Source organism: Halorubrum distributum JCM 13561, from assembly GCF_000337395.1.
In the GTDB taxonomy this organism is placed as follows: Archaea; Halobacteriota; Halobacteria; order Halobacteriales; family Haloferacaceae; genus Halorubrum; species Halorubrum distributum.
Genome location: NZ_AOJF01000025.1, coordinates 38,010 through 64,097, shown reverse-complemented (window position 1 = coordinate 64,097; position 26,088 = coordinate 38,010). Strand labels below are relative to the sequence as shown.

35 protein-coding genes are annotated in these 26,088 nt (G+C 60.2%); 20 read left to right on the top strand and 15 right to left on the bottom strand.

Features of this window, described 5'->3' with window-relative positions; genetic code table 11:
* Positions 1-135: 135 nt before the first annotated feature.
* Positions 136-1,041, bottom strand: a complete 906-nt coding sequence (locus tag C470_RS15585; RefSeq protein WP_152418634.1) for a hypothetical protein — start codon at positions 1,039-1,041, stop codon at positions 136-138.
* Positions 1,042-1,338: 297 nt separating this feature from the next.
* On the opposite strand from C470_RS15585, the gene C470_RS03730 reads away from it, so the two are divergent.
* Positions 1,339-1,677: a hypothetical protein gene (locus C470_RS03730; protein ID WP_008365367.1), complete on the top strand. Its 339-nt coding sequence runs from the start codon at positions 1,339-1,341 to the stop codon at positions 1,675-1,677.
* A gap of 75 nt (positions 1,678-1,752) precedes the next feature.
* Here the strand turns inward: C470_RS03730 and C470_RS15580 are convergent, their stop codons facing one another.
* Positions 1,753-2,508 carry a hypothetical protein gene (locus C470_RS15580; protein ID WP_152418633.1) on the bottom strand — a complete coding sequence of 252 codons (756 nt, stop codon included), beginning with the start codon at positions 2,506-2,508 and terminating at the stop codon, positions 1,753-1,755.
* Positions 2,509-2,606: 98 nt separating this feature from the next.
* On the bottom strand, positions 2,607-5,075 hold the full coding sequence (locus C470_RS03725) for a pentapeptide repeat-containing protein (protein ID WP_008365365.1): 2,469 nt from the start codon (positions 5,073-5,075) through the stop codon (positions 2,607-2,609).
* A 174-nt stretch (positions 5,076-5,249) separates the two neighbouring features.
* Between C470_RS03725 and C470_RS03720 the strand changes: the two genes are divergently transcribed.
* The 3 genes from C470_RS03720 (at position 5,250) to C470_RS03710 (ending at position 7,489) form a co-directional block, all read left to right on the top strand.
* On the top strand, positions 5,250-6,107 hold the full coding sequence (locus C470_RS03720) for an N-glycosylase/DNA lyase (RefSeq protein WP_008365364.1): 858 nt from the start codon (positions 5,250-5,252) through the stop codon (positions 6,105-6,107).
* A 6-nt stretch (positions 6,108-6,113) separates the two neighbouring features.
* Complete coding sequence (locus tag C470_RS15225) at positions 6,114-6,722, top strand: transcriptional regulator (RefSeq protein WP_082226643.1); 609 nt, start codon at positions 6,114-6,116, stop codon at positions 6,720-6,722.
* Positions 6,723-6,883: 161 nt separating this feature from the next.
* The gene (locus C470_RS03710) at positions 6,884-7,489 is read left to right on the top strand and encodes a site-specific integrase (RefSeq protein WP_008365362.1); all 606 of its coding nucleotides are present in this window, start codon (positions 6,884-6,886) and stop codon (positions 7,487-7,489) included.
* A gap of 17 nt (positions 7,490-7,506) precedes the next feature.
* Here C470_RS03710 and C470_RS15575 read toward each other — a convergent pair whose 3' ends face one another.
* On the bottom strand, positions 7,507-7,758 hold the full coding sequence (locus C470_RS15575; RefSeq protein WP_152418632.1) for a hypothetical protein: 252 nt from the start codon (positions 7,756-7,758) through the stop codon (positions 7,507-7,509).
* Between the two features lie 395 nt (positions 7,759-8,153).
* Between C470_RS15575 and C470_RS03705 the strand changes: the two genes are divergently transcribed.
* From C470_RS03705 to C470_RS03660, 11 genes are all read left to right on the top strand, one after another.
* Positions 8,154-8,333 (top strand): hypothetical protein, encoded by a 180-nt coding sequence (locus C470_RS03705; protein WP_049908571.1) that lies wholly within the window; start codon positions 8,154-8,156, stop codon positions 8,331-8,333.
* A gap of 139 nt (positions 8,334-8,472) precedes the next feature.
* Positions 8,473-9,000 carry a hypothetical protein gene (locus C470_RS03700; RefSeq protein WP_193365828.1) on the top strand — a complete coding sequence of 176 codons (528 nt, stop codon included), beginning with the start codon at positions 8,473-8,475 and terminating at the stop codon, positions 8,998-9,000.
* Between the two features lie 148 nt (positions 9,001-9,148).
* A complete protein-coding gene (locus C470_RS03695; RefSeq protein WP_239638559.1) occupies positions 9,149-9,472 on the top strand; it encodes a hypothetical protein in 324 nt (107 codons plus the stop codon).
* Between the two features lie 36 nt (positions 9,473-9,508).
* Entirely contained in the window at positions 9,509-9,961 is a 453-nt protein-coding gene (locus C470_RS03690) for a hypothetical protein (RefSeq protein WP_008365356.1), read from the top strand.
* Between the two features lie 2 nt (positions 9,962-9,963).
* Complete coding sequence (locus tag C470_RS03685) at positions 9,964-10,437, top strand: hypothetical protein (RefSeq protein ID WP_008365354.1); 474 nt, start codon at positions 9,964-9,966, stop codon at positions 10,435-10,437.
* 2 nt (positions 10,438-10,439) lie between these two features.
* Positions 10,440-10,724, top strand: coding sequence for a hypothetical protein (locus tag C470_RS03680; protein ID WP_239638558.1), 285 nt, complete (start codon positions 10,440-10,442; stop codon positions 10,722-10,724).
* Between the two features lie 53 nt (positions 10,725-10,777).
* On the top strand, positions 10,778-11,152 hold the full coding sequence (locus C470_RS03675) for a hypothetical protein (protein ID WP_239638557.1): 375 nt from the start codon (positions 10,778-10,780) through the stop codon (positions 11,150-11,152).
* Positions 11,152-11,505, top strand: a complete 354-nt coding sequence (locus C470_RS15570) for a hypothetical protein (protein WP_137708597.1) — start codon at positions 11,152-11,154, stop codon at positions 11,503-11,505. The genes C470_RS03675 and C470_RS15570 overlap by 1 nt, the downstream gene beginning before the upstream one ends.
* Positions 11,502-13,334 carry a hypothetical protein gene (locus C470_RS03670; protein WP_239638556.1) on the top strand — a complete coding sequence of 611 codons (1,833 nt, stop codon included), beginning with the start codon at positions 11,502-11,504 and terminating at the stop codon, positions 13,332-13,334. Before C470_RS15570 ends, C470_RS03670 begins: the two co-directional genes overlap by 4 nt.
* Positions 13,327-14,079 (top strand): hypothetical protein, encoded by a 753-nt coding sequence (locus C470_RS03665; protein WP_008365344.1) that lies wholly within the window; start codon positions 13,327-13,329, stop codon positions 14,077-14,079. The genes C470_RS03670 and C470_RS03665 overlap by 8 nt, the downstream gene beginning before the upstream one ends.
* 2 nt (positions 14,080-14,081) lie before the next feature.
* Positions 14,082-15,332, top strand: a complete 1,251-nt coding sequence (locus C470_RS03660) for a hypothetical protein (protein ID WP_239638555.1) — start codon at positions 14,082-14,084, stop codon at positions 15,330-15,332.
* 819 nt (positions 15,333-16,151) lie between these two features.
* On the opposite strand, the gene C470_RS15565 is transcribed toward C470_RS03660, so the two are convergent.
* Positions 16,152-16,358, bottom strand: coding sequence for a hypothetical protein (locus C470_RS15565; RefSeq protein ID WP_152418631.1), 207 nt, complete (start codon positions 16,356-16,358; stop codon positions 16,152-16,154).
* A gap of 286 nt (positions 16,359-16,644) precedes the next feature.
* On the opposite strand from C470_RS15565, the gene C470_RS03655 reads away from it, so the two are divergent.
* Both C470_RS03655 and C470_RS03650 read left to right on the top strand, forming a co-directional pair.
* Positions 16,645-18,825 (top strand): hypothetical protein, encoded by a 2,181-nt coding sequence (locus C470_RS03655; RefSeq protein ID WP_239638554.1) that lies wholly within the window; start codon positions 16,645-16,647, stop codon positions 18,823-18,825.
* On the top strand, positions 18,825-19,133 hold the full coding sequence (locus tag C470_RS03650; protein WP_008365339.1) for a hypothetical protein: 309 nt from the start codon (positions 18,825-18,827) through the stop codon (positions 19,131-19,133). Before C470_RS03655 ends, C470_RS03650 begins: the two co-directional genes overlap by 1 nt.
* A 471-nt stretch (positions 19,134-19,604) precedes the next feature.
* On the opposite strand, the gene C470_RS03645 is transcribed toward C470_RS03650, so the two are convergent.
* From C470_RS03645 to C470_RS03625, 9 genes are all read right to left on the bottom strand, one after another.
* On the bottom strand, positions 19,605-21,260 hold the full coding sequence (locus tag C470_RS03645; RefSeq protein ID WP_394295044.1) for a DUF7845 domain-containing protein: 1,656 nt from the start codon (positions 21,258-21,260) through the stop codon (positions 19,605-19,607).
* Between the two features lie 8 nt (positions 21,261-21,268).
* A complete protein-coding gene (locus C470_RS15925; RefSeq protein WP_160162938.1) occupies positions 21,269-21,445 on the bottom strand; it encodes a hypothetical protein in 177 nt (58 codons plus the stop codon).
* Positions 21,442-21,660 carry a hypothetical protein gene (locus C470_RS15220; RefSeq protein WP_082226641.1) on the bottom strand — a complete coding sequence of 73 codons (219 nt, stop codon included), beginning with the start codon at positions 21,658-21,660 and terminating at the stop codon, positions 21,442-21,444. Before C470_RS15220 ends, C470_RS15925 begins: the two co-directional genes overlap by 4 nt.
* Positions 21,650-21,787, bottom strand: coding sequence for a hypothetical protein (locus tag C470_RS16010; RefSeq protein ID WP_162832647.1), 138 nt, complete (start codon positions 21,785-21,787; stop codon positions 21,650-21,652). Before C470_RS16010 ends, C470_RS15220 begins: the two co-directional genes overlap by 11 nt.
* The gene (locus C470_RS03640; RefSeq protein ID WP_007993890.1) at positions 21,784-21,999 is read right to left on the bottom strand and encodes a hypothetical protein; all 216 of its coding nucleotides are present in this window, start codon (positions 21,997-21,999) and stop codon (positions 21,784-21,786) included. The genes C470_RS16010 and C470_RS03640 overlap by 4 nt, the downstream gene beginning before the upstream one ends.
* A gap of 161 nt (positions 22,000-22,160) precedes the next feature.
* On the bottom strand, positions 22,161-23,192 hold the full coding sequence (locus C470_RS03635) for a tyrosine-type recombinase/integrase (RefSeq protein WP_008365334.1): 1,032 nt from the start codon (positions 23,190-23,192) through the stop codon (positions 22,161-22,163).
* Positions 23,193-23,307: 115 nt separating this feature from the next.
* Positions 23,308-23,460, bottom strand: coding sequence for a hypothetical protein (locus C470_RS15920; RefSeq protein WP_160162937.1), 153 nt, complete (start codon positions 23,458-23,460; stop codon positions 23,308-23,310).
* 8 nt (positions 23,461-23,468) lie between these two features.
* On the bottom strand, positions 23,469-23,726 hold the full coding sequence (locus C470_RS03630; RefSeq protein WP_008365332.1) for a hypothetical protein: 258 nt from the start codon (positions 23,724-23,726) through the stop codon (positions 23,469-23,471).
* The gene (locus C470_RS03625) at positions 23,723-24,028 is read right to left on the bottom strand and encodes a helix-turn-helix transcriptional regulator (RefSeq protein ID WP_008365330.1); all 306 of its coding nucleotides are present in this window, start codon (positions 24,026-24,028) and stop codon (positions 23,723-23,725) included. The genes C470_RS03630 and C470_RS03625 overlap by 4 nt, the downstream gene beginning before the upstream one ends.
* A 423-nt stretch (positions 24,029-24,451) precedes the next feature.
* On the opposite strand from C470_RS03625, the gene C470_RS03620 reads away from it, so the two are divergent.
* From C470_RS03620 to C470_RS15560, 3 genes are read left to right on the top strand one after another with little or no spacing between them, the layout of a single operon-like run.
* Positions 24,452-24,748: a PhiH1 repressor gene (locus C470_RS03620; protein WP_082226639.1), complete on the top strand. Its 297-nt coding sequence runs from the start codon at positions 24,452-24,454 to the stop codon at positions 24,746-24,748.
* Positions 24,749-24,774: 26 nt separating this feature from the next.
* Positions 24,775-25,071 (top strand): hypothetical protein, encoded by a 297-nt coding sequence (locus C470_RS03615; RefSeq protein ID WP_008365326.1) that lies wholly within the window; start codon positions 24,775-24,777, stop codon positions 25,069-25,071.
* A gap of 6 nt (positions 25,072-25,077) precedes the next feature.
* Positions 25,078-25,365, top strand: coding sequence for a hypothetical protein (locus C470_RS15560; protein ID WP_152418630.1), 288 nt, complete (start codon positions 25,078-25,080; stop codon positions 25,363-25,365).
* Here C470_RS15560 and C470_RS03610 read toward each other — a convergent pair.
* Positions 25,343-26,083, bottom strand: coding sequence for a hypothetical protein (locus tag C470_RS03610; protein ID WP_008365324.1), 741 nt, complete (start codon positions 26,081-26,083; stop codon positions 25,343-25,345). The two genes, C470_RS15560 and C470_RS03610, sit on opposite strands and share 23 nt — an antisense overlap.
* Positions 26,084-26,088: the final 5 nt, after the last annotated feature.

Sequence of the window (26,088 nt, the reverse complement as noted above, 5' to 3'; positions counted from 1 at the left end):
TAATTGGGCATCTCTGGGCATAGTCTGGGCCATGGAGGTCATAGATACGCCAAAACACTGTTCAAACGACCCCAATATCTGGAGCGTATGTGGGAAGAACCACTCCCTACCTTTGGTAGTTGAACAATACTAAACCTAAGGCATGTTAGATAGAATTCGCTCTGCTTCATTAATAGCGTCTAACACGTCATCTATGTCAGACCGATCGTGTACCAAAGAGCGGTTGGCGTGCATTACAGAATTTCGAATATCAGAAAGCGAATCCAGCGTTTGAATATCTTCCTTCGACTCAAACCCGCACGCCTCCACAAGATGAATATCTGACGACAATAGCACATTTTTCATGTCAGTCATATTCATATGTTCAGAGATGTGTAAGTTAATATCCTTCATCTTCGCCTTTTTCCAGCGACCGATCACTACTGGACGCACTTGGTCAAAGAGCTCCTCTGAATTCGGGTACTGGTTGGAAATCCTTTCTGAAACAGATGACGATAATTCAGCGAAGAGCCGATAAAGCATCTCTTTCATTGGCCGCTTGTTCAGATCTGCTAGGGTTATTATACGATATCTTGGATCAGAAATACGCTCCTCAAACTCATCCGGGTACTGCTCTTTGAATTCCTCTGGAGCGAATATATCGACATCTTCATCAAAGTGCTCTTCAGCAACAGCACGCGCGTCTTGTCTGTCCGTTTCTTCGTTCGGTCCACCTTTCCCCCCATACCGTAGAATGTGGCCGGATTCAACTCCCCGAATATAATAGGTCGAGATACACCGATCTATAAGAAGGAATGGGAGATCCTCCATTCGTCTCAGTACTTCAATCAGGTGAGTTCGACCACTGATAATTTGTTCAGGCCTGAGGGTTCCTAATACTCCGCTTTCAACATTATAGTACTGGTCTGAGTCGGGTATCGGTATGTAAGTGTAGTCTTTATCACTGTACCTGCTCACATTCTCTCGATAACTTTGCTTGGTTTCAGTATCCGCCTTGCTCGCTACTTCTCCGGCTTCATGGAGATAATCTTCAACTTCCATACCATTGAATCATGTTTCATATGCTAATATCCAACGCTGTAATTGTGTTAGAAGGAGCCTCTTACAAGCACACATCCTCACTCACAGGGCGCGAATCGGCAGTCCATATGTACATAAATGCGTTAGCACCGCTTGCGTGCCTCGTTGTCTTGACAAGGTGTGAACTCAGTCTCTAAGTAGGACGGAAAAGACATTCAACTTGGTTGCTTCGACAAACACCTATAAGGTTCTCATACTTCCAGTTTCACTCTGTGGCCATGGCTCACGTCCTTTACCCTCTCTACCCGTGCTACTGATATGGCAACGACGAACTCGGGAGAGGGGATTCGGCGCCGCGACGTCTTCGTGAACCTCGCTGAAGAGCTCCAACTTCGACGGTCGGGGGTCCACAGCGCGAAAATGGCTGAGAATCTATTCAGATTCGAGGAGGGGCGAGACCTCGTCGGGATCGGGCACGAGGCCGAGCGAGCGATCTACTACGAGACCGCTTCGCGATCGCTTGTCGCGGTTCAATTCGACAAACACGGAGTGTACGCCGGTGAGCAGGAACTACTCCAGCGTGAGCTCGACGATCCAACGGCATGGGTCGAGGCGTACGGTGGTGGGCTGGTGTGGGTCCACCCGCGGTATCGGTGATACGCTCTCGTTTGGAAACGAGGAGAGCTAGGATCTTAACGGCTTCAATCGCCCGTAGTGGATACAGACGACCTGTTAGCCAACTAATAAAACCAGATACAGGTACACAGTGGCAACTACTGCGTTGGCTGTTGCTAACAATTTAAATATGAGGCCGCATTTCGTTTCATCTGATTCTCTGCTTACATACAGGTAGTTTCTTGAATAGTATGATAAATTCCATATCCCAATAATCATAATAAAAGCCGATATCGAGATGGGTATATATAATATTGTGGATCGGACTGAAATGAGTGATAGTACAAGCAAATCACCGACAATCGGAAACCCGGATACGAGTTCACTAAGCGTTTCAGCATAAGGTAGATCCGGCAATTCACCAAACGAAATACTTCCATACTGTAGTGGGATCTCTCCTGTTAATGGAATAGACACACCGATAGCAAATCCGATGCCCAGGGCCCAAAAACCTCGTTTTCGGGCTGTTTGAATAAGATCTGCTGTAGACCGCGGTTCTTGTAAGATTTTCACTGTAGGGTCAAACGGAGGCGTGTATCTCCTCCAAATATGGAGTAGACCTGCTTTACTGATGGATATTGATTTAATCAGGACTACAGATATAAGCGAAATAAAAAGGATTCTGTGAGGGACTGCCATAAAATAGTACAGCATCAAGTTAGCAACGCTGGCACCGTCTGGAAAAACCACGATGTCTACAATCTCCAAGATCACCCCAATTGTAGTGTATATTAACAAAGGTAGCAACGAAAAGTAAAGACGTTTGAGGGCTACTACTATATCCTCATATCGGACGTCGAAACTGTCTAACACAGCAACAGTCACTCAAGGATAACTTATAAAATATTTCACAAGGCCTCGAAAATGGAATAGAAGTCTGCTTCCCGACTTCTAGAACAACTCGATAATTCTCACACACGGTCACGCGTTCCAAGGACATAACCTAACAACACGATCAGAGCCGTCCCAAGGTATGTTTCAATTAACACGGCTGCCTGTGTAATAGCCCCCAAATCTCTCGGTGGGTGGGGCGGCGCCGTCACGAACGTAACAACCGAATAGTAGAGTGGCCCCCCTTCCCAACCGTCAGCTGGGGATGGACCGAGTGCGAAGAGACCAGTCGTTCCGAGGACAATCGCTGCGGTCCACAAGAGGACGTAGAGCGGTCGAGTGCCGTAGCCTGTGAGGTACCGAGAGAGGGTGCCACCAACTGCTGTGAGAAATTGTGTACGGGCTTCGGGAGCAGGCCACAGTGGGATTAATCCCTGTCGCCAACCGTTAAGAGTCTGTAGCTGACGGACTTGACTGAAGGATTGTTGTTTGAATCGTTCCCATGCTTCGGCGGTCCGCGCTTGCTGTTCAAGCGCCCGCGCCTCCCGTGCCCGCTGGCTAAGTCCCTCCTGACTAAGCGCCTCTTTGAGTTCGTGATATCCCTGAGCCAACTCATCATATTCGTCCGGGCTCGACAACCCAGTACACATTCTACCGACCGTAGTCCCCTGATTCGCACTCATGCCGATCAGGTTAACATCCCGTAAGTCTGCCCGTGATAGATTGACGCTGGACAGGTTCTGTTCCGAAAGATTGAGTCCCCGTAAATTGGCTCCGCTAAGATTGGTCGGTAGTGACTTTGATTTGTGAAGATCACTTTTTTCTAAATCGGTTCTAGAGAGGTCAGCGCCAGAGAGTTCGGTGTCGGTGAGATCAGCGCCAGAAAGGTTGGCCTCTCTGAGACTCGCGTCGGTGAGATTGGCCCCTCTGAGGTCGGCCTGATTGAGGTTCGCGCTGGTGAGGTCGGCCTGATTGAGGTTCGCGCTGGTGAGATCGATCCCCTCCAGGTGTGCGCCGGTGAGATCGACCCCCTCCAGGTGTGCGCCGGTGAGGTCAGCTTCTCTGAGGCTGGCGTTGGTGAGATCAATCTCCTCTAGGTTAACATCGGTGAGGTCAGCTTCTCTGAGGCTTGCGTCGGTGAGATCGGTCCCCTTCAGGTGTGCGCCGGTGAGGTCAGCTTCTCTGAGGTTCGCGTTGGTGAGATCAATCTCCTCTAGGTTAACATCGGTGAGGTCAGCTTCTCTGAGGCTCGCGTCGGTGAGATCGATCCCCTCTAGGTGAGCGCCGGTGAGGTCAGTGTTAGAAAGGTCGGACCCTCTAAGGCTTGCGTCGGTGATATCGCTCCCTCGGAATTCACTAAATCTGAGGTTCGCGTCGGTGAGGACGGTACCTTCGAGGTCCACCTCGGTGAGGTCGGCCTCTTTGAGACTCGCCCCGGTGAGGTCAGGACTTGGGAGATACGCTTCGGTGAGGGCGGTCCCTTCGAGGTCTGCGTCGGTGAGGACGGCACCTCCGAGGTCCACCTCGGTGAGGTCGGCCTCTTTGAGACTCGCCCCGGTGAGATCAGCACTTAGGAGAGACGCTTCGATGAGGTCGGTCCGTTCGAGGTCTGCGTCGGTGAGGACAGCATCTTCGAGGTCCGCCCCGGTGAGGTCGGCCACTTTGAGATTCGCCCCGGTGAGGTCGGCCACTTTGAGATTCGCCCCGGTGAGGTCAGTCCCTTCGAGGTCTGCGTCGGTGAGGACGGCACCTTCGAGGTCTGCGTCCGTGATGTCTGCGTCGGTGAGGACGGCACCTTCGAGGTCTGCGTCAGTGAGATCGACACGATAGAGGTCTGCGTTGGACAAATCGGCGTTAGTAAGATCGGCCTCTTTGAGGCGACCATGTCTGAGATTTGCGCCGGTGAGATCGGCTCCTGAGAGGTCAGCCTCAATAAGGCCCGTCTTAATGAGGTCGGCCCCTGAGAGGTCGGTGTCGGTTAGGACCGCGCCAGGGAGGTCGGCACCCAAGAGAGACGCATCAGTTAGGACTGCTCTGGGGAGTTCAGCACCTATGGGGGATGCGTCGGTGAGGTTGGCACCCTCGAGGTACGCGTTGGTGAGGTCAGACCCTGAGAGATACGCGTTGGTGAGGTTGGCACCCTCGAGGTATGCGTCGGTGAAATCTGTGCGATAGAGGTCCGCGTCGGTGAGGTCGGCCTCCATGAGGATTGTACTAGAAAGGTTAGCTCTCTTGAGGCTCGCGTCGGTGAGGTCGGCCTCTACGGGGGTTGCGCCAGAGAGGTTGACACCCTCAAGGTACGCGTCGGTGAGGTCTGTACGATAGAGGTCCGCGTCGGTGAGGTCGGCGTCTCTGAGGTTCGCACCTGTGAGGTCGGCCTCTACGAGGGTCGCGTTGGAGAGGTTAGCACCCCCGAGGTACGCGTTGGTGAGGTCAGCCCCAGAGAGGTCTGCGTCAGAGAGATCAACCTTTGATAGGTCGGCGCTCGGCTCAATATCCTCTGAATTGATATCCGGAGCGTTAGGGATCTCATAGTTTGAACTAGCCATATTAACTCATTAACATGATAGGGAATAATTGTCTTGCCCAGAATCTATGGTAACAACTCTTCCCGACTTCTAGAACAAGTCGGTGATTATATCAAAATTGGTTGATAGCAGTCGACTACAGTCTAGCGCATTACCGAGCGGGGACATGCATTAAAATCTCAGCTACAACCACAAATGGATGAAAATACGCTATCACCCAACCGAGTCGAACAGGTTTCAGGGGCTATCACTGAACTCGGTTACAGCGGTATTGTAAAGTTCGACGAAACTGAGCCAGAGTACGAGTTTCTTACGTCAGTCGTCGACGAGTTCGAGAGTGACCGCCATCTTGCTCTCCTCAGCATCCTCGCTGCCACACAGGATTACCAACTCGCCGGAGACGCACAAAAATTCTGGCAAACGCTAGAAGAGACACTCCTCGAATACGGCGAGCTTGAGAGCGAGTCAGATGTAAACAGAGTCCTCAACGACTTCCTACAGAAACCAGTCAACGCTCGGCTCCGAGAACAGAAGCAAAATCGGCTGATCAGAATGGCTGAAAACGGGTTTGGCGAGTGGTTCCTCGAGAATTATCCAGATATGGATCCGATCCAGGTTTGGGAGAAAATCGCCGACGCGTTAGAAACAGAGATGGATAGGAAAACAGTCGTTATCGGGGTGAAAATCTACGATATATTCAATCTCGTCGTGAACGGGAGGTATCTCGAACTACCGGCTGATGTCCCCATCCCCTGTGACTTACAGGTAGAGCGAGTCGCGGTGGCATCAGGGCTGACCAATATCGAGGACAAGAGTTCCGTGATGGAGGCGTGGGCTCACGTGATGCAGTCGGTGAACGAGGAGCTTGAGAAACCCGTCTCAATGCTCAGAATTGACAGTATCGTCTGGCAAGCTGGCCAGATCATCTCGAAGAATGACGATCAGCGAAGTGCGAGTAGGCATGCACTCGAAGAACACTTTGATCACGTTGGTCTGAAGGAGCAGGATAGCGAGCGATTGGCACATGAACTAACCGTGGGATTAGAGGCGTAACGAATCATGACACAGACAACGGATGTACTCCAAGAGATCGCGTGTGACTTCGCGAGTGTGATCCCCGCCGTCGACAAAGAAGCGACCCACGAACGGTGGGATCCCGGAATCGGTCCGTTCGAAGAAGAGCGGCAACTCGAAATGGTCCTCGATGCTCTCGCAAGCAAAGGCGAGGTCCCAGCCAACATTGAGCGAGAGGTGAGGTATCCTGAGAGCGGGCGCAGATGTGACCTCGTGATTCGTGACAGAACTCTCGAAATACCGATCGAAGCGAAGCTTCTCCGATTCCGTCTCGACAATGGGAATATCGATCCGAACATGTACAAGAGCGTCTTTAGCCCGTTCCCCGAACGGAGTTCTTCTTCGCTACTTACAGACGCTCAAAAGCTCGCAGAATCAGACTTTGGCCTGCCTTGTGGACTACTTGGTCTCTACTATGAGAAAGAAAACGAGGAGTACCAGCAGCTGCGAGCTGACCGTATTGCCGAAAAGTTTGAGATAGACGTCGAATACTGGTATGATCTCGAAATCGAAACGGTTGCAGTGGAACCGTTTGAGCGACTCCGTCATCCTCACCATCAGAAGGGAGCCGTAATCAGCTGGGTAGTCCGATAATTCATCCGCACACAGCTTCGGCCACATCGCCAAGAGCCGGTAGATACACAGTTGCCGACTTGTGAAAGAAGTCGTCAACGAACCCCCTGATTCCGCCCCGATCACGCCGAGGACCTCGTCGGTTCTGCCGTACTAAGTGCTATCTTCTTTTGGAAGTTCGTATGCGATTAGAGGCGACCAGCAAGGAGGACCAGTACAAGTGCTGGCTCACAGACGACGACCTCGAGGAGCTCCGCCGCGCCGCCGGGGGTCACCGCGACGACCTCGTGATACAGCTCGGCGGGTTCGTCGGGCTCCGCGCCTTCGAGATCCCGCAGGTCGCGCCGAAACACGTGAAGCGGACCCCCGACGGCGACCACTTCCGGCTCCGCATCCCGGAGGGGAAGGACACGACCGGGAGTGGCGGGAAGCCTCGCGACGCCTACCTCCCGCGGGAGGTCGAGGGCGACATCCACCGGTACGTCCGCTCGGAGGACGTCGGCCGCCACGAGCCGATCGTCGACCTCTCCGAGAGCGGCGTCCGGGCGGTGGTCAAACGCACGGCCGAGCGCGCGGCCGACGCGAGCGGCGACGAGGACTTCCGCCACGTGTCGAGCCACGATCTCCGGCGCCGGTTCGCACAGCGTCTCCTCGTCGATCGGCAGATGAACCCGCGCGTCGTCATGACCGTCGGCGGGTGGGACTCCTTCCAGGCGATCGAGCCGTACCTAAACGCGCCGACTCCTGAGGTCGTGAACGAGGCGTTCGAAGAAGCGGGATTCGCGTAGGACTGCTGATGTATGTGTTATAGATCTTTGACAAACGTGTCAGTCACCTCGCGGATAGACTCCCACTCCTCGGTACTGGCGATTTTGAGTTTTTGCCTCCTTTTCCAATCACCGTCGTCGCGTTGCCACAGATAAACAGCGACTTCAGTGCTCCCGAATGACTCAGAGAGTATTACCGCCTTCCACCAATTGGCATTCTTGTAGATCGTGTTTGATTTTCGAACGTCCAATTCTTCGTGGACGGGAAACTCGGATGCTTTCGAGCTCATGCGAGATACGAGATGGTCGTTTGGGGATTAAACGTTGTTAGGGGGGCTATATTCTTGGATTTCCCAAACTGGCGAAAGCGAGCCGATTTTGGAAACTCAACCGTCGCCCTATCGGCACCTCTTTAGAAGTGGACAAACCTCCAAAACCACATTTTCACATCTGAATTATCACTGTGGAGCTGTCTTCTTCATCCTCCGGACGATAGTCGGCTAACGACGTTCTCCCACCCGTTGGGTTCTGCCGTTTTATCCGCTCGCTGACGGCTCGTCTTTTATGTCGGCTCGTGAGGCGAGCCGGTGAAAGGCATGAACGACGACGACAGGGGCTCGCGGAAAGCGCCCGACGACGGCGAGGTGAAGCGGTGGACTGACTGGCGGAATCACCGGGGAGACGCGTGACGGCAGTCGCTCGTCGTCTCGGTCTCGACGAGGACCTCGAGGCGGGGTTCGTGACGCTTGTCGGCGGCCTCGCGATGCTCGTCGACAAGTTGGAGGTCGGGATCTCCCTCGTTCTCCTCGGCGCGCTGGTCGTCCTTCTCTCCGAGAAAACGGAGCTGCGGGGGATCGGCGCGTGAGCTGGGACCCGACGGGGATCGTAGTCAGCGACGCCTTCCGCGAGTACGTCGAAAAGTTACGAGAGAGCGCCTCGGACGGCGATAAAGTCCATTCTGACAAAATGAATCAGACAGATAGCGGCTCGTTCGGAGGAGTGGCATGAACATCAAAAAGACGGCACTCGCGGCGCTCCTTGCGCTGGCGGTGCTTACCTCAATGGCGGTACCGGCGGCGGCACAGTCCGGGGCGGAGCTCGCGGACAAAGAGGTGACCGTTAACGACGACACGCAGAGCGTGTATCTCGAGGTCACCAACACGAGCGGCGACGCCCTCAACTACACGGTGTACGGTATCTCGGACGGTCTTTCGACGGAGGTCGACTCCGGGACGGTATCCTCTGTAGACTCAAACGACACGGTCCGGCAGACGTTCGCGGTCAACGCGACCGAATACGACTCGTACCGTGTCGTCGTGACTGAGGACGCGAGCGACTCCGACAGCGAGTCCGCGGAGAACATCGAGATCGGGACGACCGTGAACCAAGCGACCGACGGCGGCGGAGTCTTCGGATTCGGCGGTGGAGGCGGGCTGTTTAGCACGCAGAACATCCTAATCGGCGGCGTCGTCGTGGTCGGAGCGTACGCGCTCGGGCTGTTCGACCCGCTGAAAGACGGGCTGGAGGGGTGACATGGCATCGTTAGACCTCGGGAGCGGCGGCGGCGTCGATACCCTGAGCGGTATCACGACGTATCTCTCTGAGGGCGGGTCGGCGGCGCGTGTTCTCACGAGTTCGATTCTCGGGGTGCTTATCTCGCCGGTCGTCGCGGTCGTCGACGTGATCGACGCGATCGCGACGTTCGCGACAGCTCCCTTTGAGGGGGCCGGCGAGTCAATCTCGACGCTGTTCGACGGGCTCCTCACAGGTCCAGCGGCGCTTATCGAAGCGGGTGCGCGTATCTCCGAGAACGCGATAACGTCGGTTTTCGGCGCGGAACTCGGAGGTATCCTCGCGCTCCCGCTGACAGTCGCGCTCTCTCTCGCGAGCCTCTACCTCTTGGCGACGTTCCTCGACGAGGAGGAGACGGGCAACCTGTTCCCCGGCCTCCCGTTCGACGTACCGATCATAGGCGCCGACGAGGAGGCGGTCGACGACCAATGAGCAACCCGTCGCCGCGGACTCAGGAGGTGAGTCGTCGTGTCGAGTAGCGGCGACAGTAGCCTTCTGACGTTCCTGAACGGCGACACGAGCGGCGAGAATCCGATACTGAACGCGGCGAACCCGGTCCAATGGGGGCGTCTCGGAAAGGCGATCGGAACGAGCGTTATCGCGACCGTCGTCGCGGGGGTAACTGATTTCATATCGGCGGGAGCGGACGCGTTCGTATCGATATTTGGCGGCTTTGCCGGGTTTATCGAAGGGTGGGAGGAGCCGCTCGGAGCGGGCGGCCGCCCGACGGTCGACTCCCCCGGCGTCATTGAGGTTACACTCGGTGCCGTCGGATCTGCCTATTCAAGCGCGTTCCAATTCAGTACCGCCAATTTCGGGATACTCTCCCTGCCGATCAACGTCGCGATCGTCCTCGCGTCGGTCTACGTCCTGAGCGTCGGGCTCAGGTCGGCCGCCTCGAGGTTCGCTGGAGGTGGATAGTCATGGCGGCGGCTCCGAACGGCGGCGACGACAGTAGCATTCCGGCGGTGCTCCTCCGGTTCGCGAGCGCTCCTCAGGGATTCATTCTCGGAGCGATCCTGTCGCCGCTCATTAGCGGCTTAGAGAGCGTCGTCGTCGGGATTCTGGACCTGATTGTGTTCGTCTTTCAGGGCGACGGTCCAGGGCTGGTCGGAACGCTCGGACTCGCTGATATCCCGCTGTTCGTCGGAGAGACGCTGGTGGGCGTCGGGTCGACAGTCGGCGGGTCGGCAGTCGACGGGACCGGGATTCTCGGCGTCGTCGATCGGATCGTGGAGGCGCTGGTCGGATTCGCGTCGATCGGCGGGCCGGCGGCGCCGATTATCCTCGCGGCGGAGGTCGTCGCGGTGGTCTACCTGTTCGTTGTGATCGGACGGAGAACGATCCTCGTTATCGCTGACGCGATACCGGGGGCGGCGGGAATCCTGGGAACCTAACAATGGCACCGGACGCACTCAAAAGTCCGCCAGCGGTGATAACTGGACTGTTCGGCGCTGTCGCGGCGGTATTCAATATACCGTTCGTCGACCAGATAGCGCTCTACGCGTGGACGAACATCAACCAGTTATTTTACATTTCCTCGCTGGTCTCGACGCTCGGCGAATCAAGTCCGCTCCCGGAGGGGTGGGGGACTCAGTTGGTGGTTGTCACCGGCTCGATTCTCCTGATAAAGCTCCTGTGGGACGCGAGCAACGAAATTGAGGATTCAATCGACGACTCATGAAACTCAACACGACGAAACGAGGCGGTACAGGGCGGTCAACGGAGGGAGCATAGATGCCAGCCATGACTACGGAGGCGATCCTCGGGTGGATCGTTCTCGGCGGGTTCGCGTACGTCCTCGGCGAGTACACGGACGTATTCGCCTACGCGCTACTCTACCCGAAAAAGGCGTTCCGCGCGGTGCGGTCGTCGCTGACCGGAGAGCGAGCCGCGGGAGCCGGCGGTCTCGCCGGAGGGATGTACTTCGGACCTGAGGTATGGGATATCGGTGCGACGGCTCTCGGCGGTCTCGTCGGCGGCGGCGCCGGAGTGATCGCGCTCGACGGACTCGGGCTCGAACTCACGAACGGGGAGATCGCGGCGGTCGGCCTCGTCGCGGTCCTGGCGTGGATCTACGCGAGCTCGGAGGTCGCGGAGGGAGACGACTAATGGCGGTGATCGAAACGGACTCCGAGGCTAAATGGATCGCAGATGCTTGGGAGTCGAAATCGGGGCGTCTGCGGCTTAGAGACGCTCTCAAAGAGAAGCATCGAGCCATGACGGGCGTCGCTGTGATAGCGTTCGCAGTGGCCGGTATCGCCCTCTCGCTTGGCGTCGACATGGCCGGCAGTGGCGACTTGGCGGGAGGTGCGGTCTCCCTCATAGGCGCTGGAGGGTTCGGTTGGATTGGGCTTGTAGCTCTCGACGAACTGGACTGTCAGCTCCGAGAGAACCACGAGTGTCGTCGCTGTCGGAAAGAAACGAACCGATGGAGGGCCGACGAGAGCGAGGAGGGCCGATGAAACGCGCGTGGGTCGTCGCGACCGCCGCGTTTCTCGTCGCGAGCGCTCTCGTTCCGGCGGCGGCCGCCGCGGGCCCTCAGACGGACGCAACGGCGGCCGTGGAAGCCCACGGACACGCTCAGACGGAGGCTAACACAACGTGGTCCGAGCCGGGACCGTTCGACCTCGAGGAGCTCCGACGGGGCGGCGTTAAGAGCTCCGCGGCTCCCGAGTCGGCTCGGAACATCGGCATGGGTGGAGTAATACTCCAATACACTCCGATCAACCCGCTCAGTAACGGGGTAAAGAGAGTCTCGCCGGGAGAGACATTGAACGGCGACATTCTCACGCTCTACAGTAACGCGTACGGAGAGGCGGCCGGAGAGTACGAGTTTGTCGTCGTCTATTGGCAACCGGAGTCGACTGAGGTCGGCGGCTCGACGCGAGAGTACGCCGCGAATCAGACGGTCCAGCGGATCGGCGTCAACTTTGCTCAGGGGTACTCAACGAGCGACGTCGAGCTTCAGTCGCACTACGATAAACAGGTAGAGGCGACAGCATGGCTCGAGCGGGACGGGGAGCGAGTAACCGGAGCGACGTGGCGGTTTGAACACGCGTCGGCGCCGGCCTCTCAACAGGTCCAGATCGACACGCTCTCGGAGGCCTGGACGTACGTGTTCCGGGTAGCGATACTCCCCGGAGTCGCGGCGGTCGTTCTCGGGCTGTCGCTGGCGAAAGTCACGCTCAAGCGGACCGGGACGGGCCCGCGGTACGGAAAGGGCGCGTGGGTGTTCCTCGGTCTCCTCGGTGGCGGGCTCGCGCTCTCTGCCGCGTACTACGAGGTCGCGGTTGTGATCGCGAACCTGGATATCCTGATGGGCCTGTCGCTCGGAGTGATCGCGTACGGCGGCGGACTCCAGATACACTCCGACGTTGAGTATGTCGGATTTGAGCGGAAAGAGCTCACGTCCGCGATCGCGCTCCGACAGGGACGCGACGGCGAGTCGGACCCGGAGGCGGTTCCGGACGGCGGCGCGTCGGAGGTAACGGACTCGATAGAGATCCCGGAGTCGAACTATCACGACGAGCTGTATGAGGACCTCCCGCGGCTCCCGATGGTCCGCGGTGAGGAGGGTCGATATATCCCGAAAAAGGGAATCGGGCCGTTCCTCGCTCGATTCTTCTCAGACGCGGCGCGGCTCGACCTGTCGTCGCTGACGACGCGGGTTCGCGTGAACGCGGGGTGTATCTCCGAGAAGGTGTATGTCCATCCGGACTCGGAGGGCGTCAAACACACAGCGGCGCACTTAGCGCGTCGTATGCCTGTGTGGTGGAGGATCGACCCGGAGACGACTGAGCGCGGCGAGAAGCTCCTCTATGGAGCGCTGACGCTCGGAGCACTCGCGCTCCCTATCATCGGGTGGAAGGTCGGCGGAGTGGTCGCGAACGTCCCGACAGTCGGCGCCGCTCTCGGCGCGGTCGCTCTCGCGGTGGAGTCGCTCGAGGCTCAACCGGGCTCCGTCGACTTCACTCCGGCGCCGCGTCACGACGTGACGGCCGACGCGAGTCTCACGATCCTCCAGCAGGAGCACGCAGACGCGAAAACGCTCGAGGAGTACGAGGAGATCGCCTGGAGCGAGCGCACGACGACAGCGCTCGAGGCGCGGGAGGTCCAAGGCCGGCAGGACAAGACCGTGACGCGGCGGCTCAACGAGGAGGCTCTCGGTATGGGTCTCGACGTGGAAGCGCGGCCGGACTCGGAGTCGGAGCCGACACTCGGCGGTCCTGAGCCGGACACGAACGAGTCGGACACGAGCGACGTTCGCGCGGACGGGGGCGATAATGAGTAGCTCGACGAGGTCGCGTCGGTCGACGCGACCGGCGCTCGAGGTCCTGGACCGGGACCACGACCGGCTACTCTACGACGGCGACGTTCGGCGCGACCCGCCGATTCAACCGCTCGCGGACGGGTTTACGTCGCTTTGGATGGCGCTCTCGTGGTATCAAGCGGCGTCGGTCCGGACGCTCGGACACGTGGAGTCCGTTCTCGAGCCGCGTCAGATAATGCCGGAGTCGCCGGTATTCGACGATCTCCTCCGACGGAGTGAGACGGGGTCGTACGTTCGACAGCGGCTCGTTGAGTCGATGGACGACGCGTGCGACCTCGCGTTTCGACAATTCCGCGACCGGGCCAAAGAGCGCCTCGAGGACGACGACGAGAGCGTGACGATCGACCCGGAGAACGAGCGGAACCCGCTCATGCGACCGGCGTTCGAGCGGCTCGACACGGGCCAATCGAAGGCGCTCCGAGAGCTCTGGACGGGATTCGACTCGCGGCGCGAGGTCACGCGCTGGCTTCGGAGCGTGACGGCGGTCACGAACGGCGAGAAGCCTCAGGGAGCGGTCAACGACCTGGAGCGGTCGAGTCCGCTCATGGAGGCGCTTCTCGACAGCGAGAGCGACGGAGCGACGCTGACGAGGTACAGATTCGCAGTTAGCACGCTGCTCCCCGCGTGTAATGCGGCGGCTCGGACGCTCCGCGGGTCCGAGTCCGCGAACGTCGACAGCGACATGGGGAAATGGGAACGAGGATAACAATGGCAAAAGCACATCAAGACGGAGGTAGAGCCGGTAAGCCGCCGGAAGGGCAGTCCTGGGGAGAGAACACTAAGCAATCACATCCGGAGTATCCAAACGTCGAGGATAAACCGCCGGGTTGGAACAACAAAGCGACAGACGCGAAGGACATTCGCCGACGATTCGGTATTGAACCGTTCAGCGACACATATGATTTCCGAGCATACCCGGACTGTCTAATCCACGAGTCGGCTACGGAGGACCGTGGAACCACTCAAGTCGGTGGAACAAACTTCCTCGCGACCGGCGAGAAAGGCTCAGGAAAGTCCACTTGGGGACTTTATTGGACGACTCGTCTGATGGAAGTGAACAGCGAGGCGGTCGTTTGGCGCGGGAGCCCTACTCGGTCTGAGTGGCTCCCGCTGAAGCCCTGGACGAGGCTGTTCCTTCCCAGTTCGGCGAAACACGAGGCCTCCTGGAAGCCCATCGAGGTATCCGGAACAGTAGAAGATAGCAACGCGGACCTCGAGGAGGAGGTCCGTGAAGTCGTCTACTACGACGACCCGATCGACCTGAATCAGAAGCTCAAACCGGGGACTTTCAACGTCGTCTACCCGGACCCGAGCTTTAGCGGCTGTGAGGAGATCGTCAATGAATCGGACTACTTTGATGGAAAAGTCGAGTGGGTCGCACGCTGGAACGCGAGTGAGGAAAAAGAGCCCACTCCGCTCGTTCATTGGTGGTTCGCGTGGGCTATCGCACGTATCGAACACGGCCCTTACCTCTGGACATCGCTGGTGTTCGACGAGACCGCGGACCTCGCACCGGAGAGTGCCAAAGCGGACGTTCACGAGACCTACGAGAAGGTGAAAGCACTCCGGAGAGTGATGGCAGACTCTCGAAAGTTCCATTTCAGCCTGTTCTACCTGGCACACCACGAGGAGAACCTCCATTCGAAGATCCGTCGGACGATCCAATGGCGTATTTCCATGCCGGACGGGACCGCGAACCCCGCACAAGAGAACAACGACCGGGCTCCCGTCGGGTTCAGTTCGATACCAATGATCCGAGACCAGCTCTCCCGTCGTCCTGTCGGGAATTTGATTTTCTGGAACGAAACAAGCTTCAACAAGGTTGTTTGGGACGATATAGCCAAATTCCCGGAGGATGAGCGTCGCTGGCTCAAAATCTCGCTCAGCGAGGGCTGCGCACGTGCGCGTAGCGGAGTAGAGGCCACCGGGGGGGAGGGGGGTGCGTCTGCCGATGACTGACGACAGCGCTCTCGAGGACCTGCCGGTCGGGACGCTCGTGGTCGTCGGCGCGCTCCTCCTGGCGGCGCTGACGCTCCCGACGTTCGCTCCCGGAACGGGTCCGGAGGAACCGGACGCGAACAACGGGACGATCGTCACTCCGGACGGAACCGAGCTCGAGGAGGTCAATCGCGGACCGATCGACGGGCTCAACGTCCTGCCGGGGTCGCACTTGATGGACGATAGCCCGACTGTTCACGCGTCGACGGGCGCTCAGACAATGCGCGTCGAGACGACGACCGTCGACGGCGAGCCGGCGCTTAACCTGTCGGACGATCGCACGCACGACGGCCGATGGGTCGCTGTTCCGACTGAGTGGTTCAAGGGCGCGTACGGAGAGATCCCGAGCGTCGCGCGTATCGCTCACGAGGAGAGCGGGACCTACACGGAACCTCTCCAGGTCCGCGGCGACTCCGCCGCGTTCTACGTCCGAGGGTTCTCGACGAACACGGTCACTTTCGGCGGCGAACTCGTAATACAGGACCGACCAGCGACCGACGGGACGCGACACACGTACCAACTGGACTCGAGGGAATCCGTCGACAATGTCTCGATCAATTTGACGGGCGTGGAGAACACCGCGACCGATTCGGCGTCGCGGACAGCGTCGGCCGGCGACACGCTCGAGATCGACGTCGGCGGAACCACCGCGCCGCGAGACGAGACGGTCACGCTGACCGGAGTCGAAACGACGGCCCCCGGAAGCGCCTCACTCGGGACGCTCTCAAATGGCGACACGCTCGGGATCGACGTTGGGGGGAATCAAAACCCGGAAAATGCTCAAGTAACGCTAACAGGCGACTCAACCACGAGTAACCCGCGGTCCGGCTCTGGCACTATCTCACCGGGCGAGACGCTCGCCACGCTCGACAGTTCGGCGTTTGACAATCGGAACGCTGAGGTGAGCATAACAGGCACCTCAAACGTCGAGCGAACGAAAAGCGGGAGTGCTGGCTGGGTTACAGGAGGGTCGAGCAACTCGTTCACGATCGACACGTCAGATATTGACCAAATAGGCAGTATCACCGCGACGATCGATCAGCCGAACAGCTACAATACAAACACGGAGGTACTAATTGATGGTACGTCCTTCGGAACGCGGGGCACTTCGTCTGGTACAGGCACGGAGACGCACACGTGGGACGAAGGGAGTGTCTCCGTAGACGACACAACCACGATCACATTTTCCGACACGGGAGGGAGCGCAAACTATCAAGCACCTGATGGCGACTCGACAGGTCTTACTATCGCGTCGGACGCGCCGCACAATATCGTGGCGACGGCGAACGGAGGCGGCGGGAGCGTCTCTCTCGGGAGCGGGGGATCGGGCTCGCTCTCGATCACGTCGGACACGACCGCGATCACGCTCACGGCGGACGGCGACGGGACGATCGAAGCCTCGGCGTCGTGGGACGAGATAATCGCGACGGAGGATCCGTCCGTGTCGATCGGTGGGTCGACCGTCTCTCACTCCGGGTACCTCGCTCCCGGTGAGACAGTCACAAAGCCGATAACGCTCTCACCCGGGTCCAATAGTCTCACAGCGTCGACAAACGCGCGGGGCGTCGGCGTCGACGTGTCATGGACGGAGATCACGGCGACGGAGGATCCGTCCGTGTCGATCGGTGGGTCGACCGTCTCTCACTCCGGCGTCCTCGCTCCCGGTGAGACGGTCACGGAGTCGGTTAGCCTAACGACGGGGTCGCAGTCGGCGGATATATCGACGGACGGTGAGGTCGACGTCTCCGCCGAGTGGATGGAGGTCACTCAGACGCGCGATCCCGTCGTGGAATTGAACGGCAACACCGTCTCTCACTCCGGCACCCTCAACGACGGCGAAACCGTCTCGCTGGACGCTAACGCGTCGTGGGTCCAGGAGGGAACGAATAATATCACGGTGAGTGTCGGAGACGGTTCTTACTCGGGCGCCGGACCGGAGCCGAAGGTCGAGCTCGAGTACCGACACGACCTCGAGTCGCCGCGGACTGTTCTCTATGAGTCTGAGGCGCTCACGGAGCGCTACAACGTCACAAAGACGTACACGAACCAGATAGCGGACGCAACGCTCCGGATTCCGCACGCTCGAGACGTATTCAGCATGCGGTCCGTGGAGTACCGACTTAACGAGAGCGGGAGCTGGTCGAGCGTGCCTCAGTACGCGACGAACCTCTCGGGAACAACGCTGTCGGTCGACGTGTCGGAGGTCGCGGGCAACCCGGTCCCGGCGGGAACGACTGTCGAGATTCGGTCGGCAGGCTCGCGCGTCGACGTTCGCGACGGAGAGATATCGGTCCAGCGAGCGACGCCCGTCGGGTTCGATCTCAACTCGCGGATTCAACTCGACTCTTGGAGCTCGGGAAGCTACCTCGAGGTCGGTGAGACGGCTCAGGGCGAGCTCACGCACTACGCGACAAACGAGAGCTATCCCACGGAAAGCGACTACGTCGAGCTCTACTCAGACGGAGAACAGCGGTTCTACGCGCCGAACGCGACGAGCGGCTCGACGCTAACGCTCCAAACGCTCTCGGCGCGCGTTTCGCCGGACCACAACTCCATGCGGGTGCGCGTTCCGGACGGCGTCAACGCGACGAGACCGCGGTTCGTCGTCGAGCCGGCGTCGGTGGTCGGTGATTCCTGGAGCGTCGAGTACGTCGCCGGAACTGACGGCGAATACTACGCGGCCGTCGACAAGAACGGGGACCGACTCGGTGGGGCGGAGAAGCCCTCGGCGATTGAGGTCTCCCGCGACGACGTGGGTCTCGTGGAGATCGTCGCGGCGGAGCCGCCGACTCCGGGAACCGATACGGTCGGCGGTGGGGTGTTCGCGACGCTCACAACCGGGAACCTCCCGAGCCTGACAGTCCTGTTCGGCGGGGTTGCTATGCTGTTCGTCGCCGGGACGCGACCGGCGGCCTCGAGGGACGCGATCGACGGACTCGGAGCGAGTCTCGGCGGCGTCGTCGGGCAGGTCCCGCGCGTCGGACCGGCGCTCGGGAGCGCGCTGGAGTCCGCGGTCTCGAGCGTCGGTAGCGCGCTCGTAAGCGTCGGCGAGAACAGGCTCCTATCGGGTGCGATCGCGGCGGCGGTCGCGGTCGCGGCGGGACAGGCTGGACTCTATCAGGTCGGCTCGGAGGCCGGCGCGATCCTCGCTGTCGGAGGGATCGCGGTCGGCTCGCTCTACGTCCTCCGAGAGGCCGGCGAGTTTACTACGGCCCGATGGATCGCGATCGTCGCGGTCGCGGGCGTCGTCGCGATTCAAGGGCTCGGAGAGGGAGACCTCCTCGCTCAGTTTGTCAACTCCGATGCGTTCCTGATAGCGGTCCTGATAGCGGGCTACGCGGCGATCCAACTCGTGCGGGAGTACCGGCAGAATAACGACCCGAACGACGACCGGCCGCAGATAGTGATCGGCGGGCGGTTCAACTCGGGCGACGACCAGGAGGGCTCGGACTAATGAGCTGGCTCCTCGAGGCGCTGTCGGCGCTCGGAGCGGGGCAACGTCTCATGATGGGTGCCATGCTCCTCGCGGGAGCGCTCTACCTGTTCAAGGTGGTGAAAATCGGCCGTCTCGTCGGGAGCGTCCTGTCGTCGGGGGCCGCGTACGGTATCGTGGTCCTGGTCGGCGCCGGGGTCGCGATCGCGCTCGGATGGATAGACCCGAACGTGTCGGCCATGACCTCGCAGCTGTCGACGGCCGTCGACGCGGTCTGGGGCGCCGTCGGCGAGTGGGTGATCGACCAGACGATCGGACGGCTCGGGTAGCCCCACCTAAGGCTATCTGACAAGGTACTTTCTCACGGTCCCGTCCCCCACTATACCGCGTTCTCACCGGCGAGAGGGCGTTCTACGACCGTCCTGTAGGTTCAACGTGCGGAGCGGTGCGGTGCGGCAGGCCGGCGACGTTCTGTCGCCGGCCGTTATTGTTCTCCCCCTTAGGGGCTACACCCGTAGGGTCCCCTGCTAACCTACCCACGCACCGCAAACGCTCTCGCGGCCGTTCTCGCGACGCTCGACAGCACAAGAGGGGCGATCCGCGGACTGGTGTTAGGAACCATTATGTTTTAAAATCCACCTCGGAAGGCACCGTAACTGCGAAAGCGGAGCGATCGACGCCGGTCGAGCCGATGGCTCGTCGACGTCGAGGGACAAGAGGCGCGGATCGAGGCGTCAGAGGGTTCGAAAGAACAGAGGCGAAGCTACCGACCGCGGCGAACCGAGGCGCGTCGAGCGCCGTTATCCGACCCAGTCTCGGCGATCGGTCCGTACGCGGACCTCGTCGCCTTCCAGGTACTCCTTCTCGAGCGCCGTCGCCAGCTGGTGCGGCTCGAGCGCGAGGTCCTGGAAGTACGCCCACTCCGAACGACGTCCACGATCTCCGTCGCCGGCGTCGTCCTGGTCGTCGCTGGCCTCCTGGTCGCCGTCACCGACCGCGGACGGGTCCTCGCGCTCCTCGCGGCGCTCGCGACGAGCCTCTGCGCGTTCCATCATATCGTCGACCTGGTCGTCCGGGTAGATCCGCCGGAGGATCTCCTCGGCCTCATCGAGGACGGCGAGGCTCGGGAACACGACCAGCACGGGGTTCCCGACCTTCTCCGCGATCCCGACCTCGACGAGCCGGGAGACGTGGTATCGTATCGTCGAGCGAGCGAGACCGGTCCGTTCCTCGAGCGTGTCGTAGGACGCACCGGACTCGGTCGCGACCACGCGGAGGATGTCGTACACGGCCTGCGTGTTCGCTTTCAGCGCCTCGCGGTGGATCTCCGTCCCGACGGCCTCGTAGCGCTCGCGAAGCTGTTCACGACGGCCGCCCGGATGCTTGTACCGGTACTCCGGGCTCGCCGGTCCCGCCTGATAGTCGTCGGCGATCAGCTCCTCGCGACCGACGCCGGCCCACTCCAGGTGCGCCGAGACGACCGACCGCAGTACGGACATGACCTCGTCCCATTCGTCAACGTGTGGAAGCGCTCCGTCGCCGTCGACGCCCGCAAACGACGCCTCCAGCTTCGGGTGGTGCGCCGGGTCCTCGCGTGGGAACTCCGCCCACCCCGCGGCCTGATAGCATTTGAGTTCGATGTCGTAGGTTGTCCGCTCGAACCCGAGGAGATGCCAGCGGTCCGCGTCGAGGAGCGCCTCCAGGTATCCCTCGCGCTGGCGGCGCTGGTGCGCCTCGATCTCGGACTGACCGCCGTACGCGATCAGCTCCCGAGTCTGGTCAAGGACCTCGACGACCTGCCGCTTCCACCCGATGTCGAACCGGTGGTGCGCCTCGGCTTTTGTGAGCCGGCGCGATTCGGCGTTCCGGTCCGCGAGGAGGCGACCGCGGTCGACGTCCAGGACGATCTCGAGGAGGTCGAGCATCCGCCCCTCGACCTCGGCGGCTGTGTCGGCCCACGTCGTCGAACACCGCACGAGCGATCCCTCGTCGTACTGGAGCGTGAGCGGCTCGCCGTCCTTGTAGTTGAGATCCTCGAACTGCGGGATCACTCGGAGCGAGCACGCCTTCCCGGTCTTGTAGAGGTCGCCGTCCTCGTCGCGCTCGCGGAGCGTGAGGTCGTACTTGTAGTACGCCGAGTAGTCGTCTCCCGTTCCCGTGCCGGCCTTCCAGCGCGACGAGGTGAGCTTCACGACCCACTCTCGCCCGGGAGTCGGCGCGTCGAGCCACGGGAGCTCCCGGTGATCGACCTCGGCGGCGATCCCCGGCTCCTCGTCGCGATCGCCGACAATGTCGTACCACAACTGGTGGACTGCCGAGTAGAGCGCGAGATCGCGACTCGCGTCGTTGAAGACGGCCTGAACGGCGGCTCCGTGCGCCGCGGGCTGGGGCGCGACGCGGTCCTCGATGCGCGGGTCCGGGAGCGTCCCGAGTCCGGCGTCCGGCGTCGAGGGCATGTCGATGCTCACTCCGAACCACCCCGGCACTCGTAGCAGACGACGTCGCGGCCGGATGTCTTCCCGCCGCACTCCGGACACTCGTAGCCGCCCTTATCGAAATCGACGCCGTCGAACTTTTGCTCGACCGCGCACATCTGACAGACGCCGCTCCGGCGCTGCGTGGGGTGTGGGCACCCCGTCATCGGTGACCACCCGCGTCATCCTCGACGAGCTCGAGGACGTTCCACCAAGTGACACCCTGGCACGAGTGACACACGTGTTGGAACGAACCGCTGGAGCGGTCACCGACGATCTCGGCCGTCCGCTTCTCTGAAGTCTTCCCGCAGCCCGTACAGCGCGCCGAGAGGAGCGGACCGACGTGGCCCACGCCGGGCGTGGTGGCCCGTTCACTCGACATCGTCCACCTCCTCGGTCTCGTCGTCCTCGGGGTCCTCTGCCAGCTCGTCGGGGAGGTTTCCGTTCTCCTCCGCGAGCCGGAGCTGTTCCGCGAGCGACCTCGCGTGACCGGAGTCGTCGTCGCTCACGCTGACGCACCCCCGTCTGAGCCCTCGTCGGGACGGTAGCGCCGGCCCTCAGAGGTGCCAATTTTGAACTCATCGGGACGCTCGGGACAGCCGACCAGATGGCCGTACTCGAGGTCGCCGTTGATGCTGCGGGTACAGCGCGCACCGCAGGTGTCACAGAAGAACTCGCGGTCCTTCTCGGCGGTGAAGCTCCCGGAGTAGCCGAGGCTCACGCGCCGACACCTCCGGCTACGGACCTGTTTTTCCTCGAATACCTATTACTAAGAAGTGATACGTTAGAGTGAAGACTGCTATGGGGCCGGAGGGGGATGCGAAACTCGCTGAGTCCGCGTCTCCGGGCTTCTTCCCCGCCGATTCTACCGATCGCGTTTCGTTAGGCTGGCTCATTGTTGATATCCAGGTCCGCGTGCCGCTGCTGCCGCTCTTCGAACTCTTCGACCACCGTCGCCTTGTCGTAGTACCGCCTGATCGTCGCCGGCTTCGCGTTCACCCGCCGAGCGACGTACTCGATGTCACCCTCCGTCTCGTTCAGCATCCACGTGATCGCGCCGGTTCGGACCGCGTGCGGCGATCTCGACGACGGACACTTCCCCGCCGACCCGCGTTTCGTCCACTCGCAGCTGTGACGCTCGCGAGAGTGAGGGCAGCCCGTGTAGAGACACGGCTGCGTCGACTGATAGCACCACGACCGTACCGTCGTTCGACTCGGCCTCCCCTGTCGGGTCGCGAACAGCGGGTCACGGCCATACATGTCGCGCTTGTCCGGCCGCTCCCGGGCCACGTACATGTCGAGCGCCTCGACGACGTCGTCGTTCACGCTCACGATGCGCTCGCCCTCGGTGTCGTTCTTCAGCGGCGTCTCGGTCTCCGGCCTGTGGTTGAACCACAGCGTCCCCTCGTCGGGATCGTAGTCACCGAGATCGAGGCCGCGGAGTCCACCGAGCCGGCACGCCGTGTGCCAGAGGACTTCGAGCGACGCGTGCCACGCGGTTCCAAACCACTGGTCGGAGTCGCGGAAATACGCGAGGTGCGCTCGCGCTCGGTCCGCGGGCAGCTGCTCGTCGCTCGTCTCTTCGCTCTTCGTCAGCTTCGGGATCTCGACCTTCTTCGCGGTGTCCTCTTCGATCACCTCGATTCGCTCGCAGAACTCCAGCAGCTGCTTCACCGAGACCATCGCGCTCTTCACCGTCGACGGGGAGACATCGCCAGACTCCCGGTGATGTCGGTACTCGTCGATCTCCCAGCCGCCGATCTCGCGCATCGTCTCGATGTCGTTCGCCTCGCACCACTCGACGAAGTGACTCAGCCGATGCGAGTAGCTCCGGACCGTCTCGTCGGCCTGTCGCTGCGCGCGCCGGCTCAGGAACCTGTCCGCAGCCTCCCGCGGTGATAGGTCCCGGCTCATGGTCCCGTGTTCAGCGTCACGAGTGACCGACCACGGTAGTAGCCGCAGTGCGGGCACGTCTGGCCGTTCACGAACGCGTTCACGGTGGAACCGCACTCCGGGCAGTCCCAGAGCGTCACGGCGCGACCACCTCGCCGCGGTTGAAGTCCTCCGGGGCGACGCCGAGATCTCGGCGAGCCTGCTCGACGATCGCGTCGTCGGTCGCGACGATACTCGCCTCGACATCCTCGACGAGCTTCCCGCGAGCCGTCCGGAGTTCGACTGTCACGCGCCGCGTCACTGCGGCACCCCGATGTAGTCGCGTTCGAGCTCGCGGAGCGCGTCCGTCACCCACGAGGCGTCGCCGGGCAGCTCCCGAGCGATCGCGAAGCGGTCGTGAGACGCGTAGGTCTCGCCGCCCGCCATGACCACGTAGAGCGTCCCCTCGCTGTGGTAGCCCTCCCGCTTCAGGCACTTGTCGACGTCCGGGTGGAGACGCTCGACGCCCGCCGTGTAGGCGGTCGCCTCGCCGTCGGTGATGCGCTCGAAGTTCACGCCTCACCACGCTCCCACGACTGCCGGTCGGCGAGCAGTTCGTTCCCCTCGTCGGTCAGCGCGTACTCGTTCGTCCTCCTGTCGAGTTCGTTCTTCTCGACGAATCCGCTTCGAACGAGCGTGTCGAGATTCGGGTAGAGTCGGCCGTGATTAATCTCGTCGTAGCCGGACTCTTCGAGCGACTCCCTGATTCCGAGCCCGTATTCGGCGCCGCCCTCGTGGGCGATCGCCCATAAGAGGTCGCGCTGAAACCCGGTCAGATCGAAGAAGTCGCTCTTCGTCTTCTGGATCCCGGTACTCATCGCGCACCACCTGCCAGAAAGTCGCTGAAGCGGTCCGAGCAGTCGCGACAGAGCGGTGCCTCCGCGGTCGCGTCGTAGCCGTCGGCGTCCGCGGGGCAGAACGCGCAGCCGTCGCTGTTATGTCCGCACGGTTCGTCTGCCGTCGTTGGGGGGAATTGACCCCCCGTTGCCTTCGATGGCATGGTTCTGTGGTTTCAGCACAGAACCCGACCCGGCCGGGCGCTGGTGACGCCGCGGCCGGGAACCAACATAGTCTCGCACTGCCGAGAGTCTCTCACTCGGGCTCCGTACCCACAGCATTACACTGACTGTTCATAAATGTACTGCTCGATAAGATAATATGCTATGGATGCTTCTTAATCAGACTCATATTTCAGTATCAATACCCGGAAACAAAGATGCGGTAGTGAGATTGTGAGCATAATGAGAAAGAGTACAGACTGGATGACCATCTGGGATGACCGGATAATGGAGATCATCCAAGATGGTGGCCCCACCTCTGCGAGCGAGTTGGACAAGGAGGACTACATCCGCACCAGCCGGCCCAATATCTCCCGTCGGCTAAACAAGCTCGCGGATCACGGTCTTCTCCATCGGCTCCCCAATGGAGTCTACAGCCTCACCGACAAAGGTGAGAGATACCTAAATGGTGAGCTTGACGCCGAAGAACTAAACGAGGAGACGGAGAGTAGTGACGAAGGTGCGCATGTTGGAACCTGATTATGGTCAAGAAATCGGCTAACTGGATGGTCAACGAGGACGATCGGATTCTTGAGTACCTCGACCGCGAGGGTGCTTCCTCGTGGTGGGAAATCGCGCACGACTGCGAGCTGCTCGGCGGGCTCGTCCGCACGCGTCTGACGGTCCTCGCCCGCGCCGGCTGGGTCGCTCACTACAATCGCGACGAGCTTGACGACCACTGGTCGATCACGACGTGGGGGCTCGCCTATCTGAAAGGCCACCTAGATGCCGATCTCGTTCGACCGCTTCCTGCTCTTCGGCCTCCACACGCTACACGTCCTGGTCAATGGGCCGGATTCTAAAAAAAAATGAGCCAGGACGATCCCAAACGTTTCTCGAAAGAGTGGATACGGCAGAACTGGGACTACGAGCAAAACACCGCTTCAAAAGAAGTACAGCTTGTCAAAGCAGTTCACGAGTGGCATATTGCGCTTCCGGGATTCCTCGCCGCGTTGGTCGTCTGCTCTGTACTTTGGATCTACAACTCATCTGAATTGAGAATAATCCTCGGAGGAATGGGTGTCTTCGGTCCGTCGTATGTCGCTTTCTTTCAAAAGTGGTGGTGTTCCACGCTTAGCGGCGCTCGCGCCGATTGAACCGATCAAAGACCGGATCGAGGGCAGGGGTCTCCACATTAGCGATATATAGCGTTTTTACCATACTCGCCGTGACCGCTTCAATCAGATCCTTTAGGGCCTGAGATAGCGCTACCACCACACTCATGAGGAATATGCCTACCATTACGGCTAGAGTTAGTGGAACTAAAGCGATGAACGTGGGGATTATCAGCAATTCTGAAGGGCTGAGGAACCACACGTCGCTACCGCTGAGTTTCATTTCGATTAGCGGCATTATAGCTGCGAGCACGATACCTGCCGCTGGCGCGATGGTCGCCGTCAAGTAAGCAGCAGTAATGCCACCGACGGCAATCATTAGTGCCAGACTGGCAAGCTGAGTGAATCCCTTGTGTAGCTTTAGAACTGACTCTCTAATTGGCTGGTCAGAGTCTTCGCCTTCGACCGTCTCTTCAGCCACTTCTTCAGCCTCTTCTTCCAGCTCTTCATCAGCAGATTCCATATTGTATGCCGTGATGTAGAGGGATAAGGAAACCCAAGACATAACGAAAAACGGCATGAGAGCTTGGGTACCCGTGACTTCAGAGATCCATCCAGTCACCCCGATCGCACTCAGGACGGGTTTGTACACCAACGCCATGATTGCGGCAGCCATGCCAGCAACAACTGCGACTTGGGGGAAGACTTCCCTGAAGTCGGACAGTTGCTGTTTGGGGGACTGCTGACGCTGGTAGCTCATCGTAT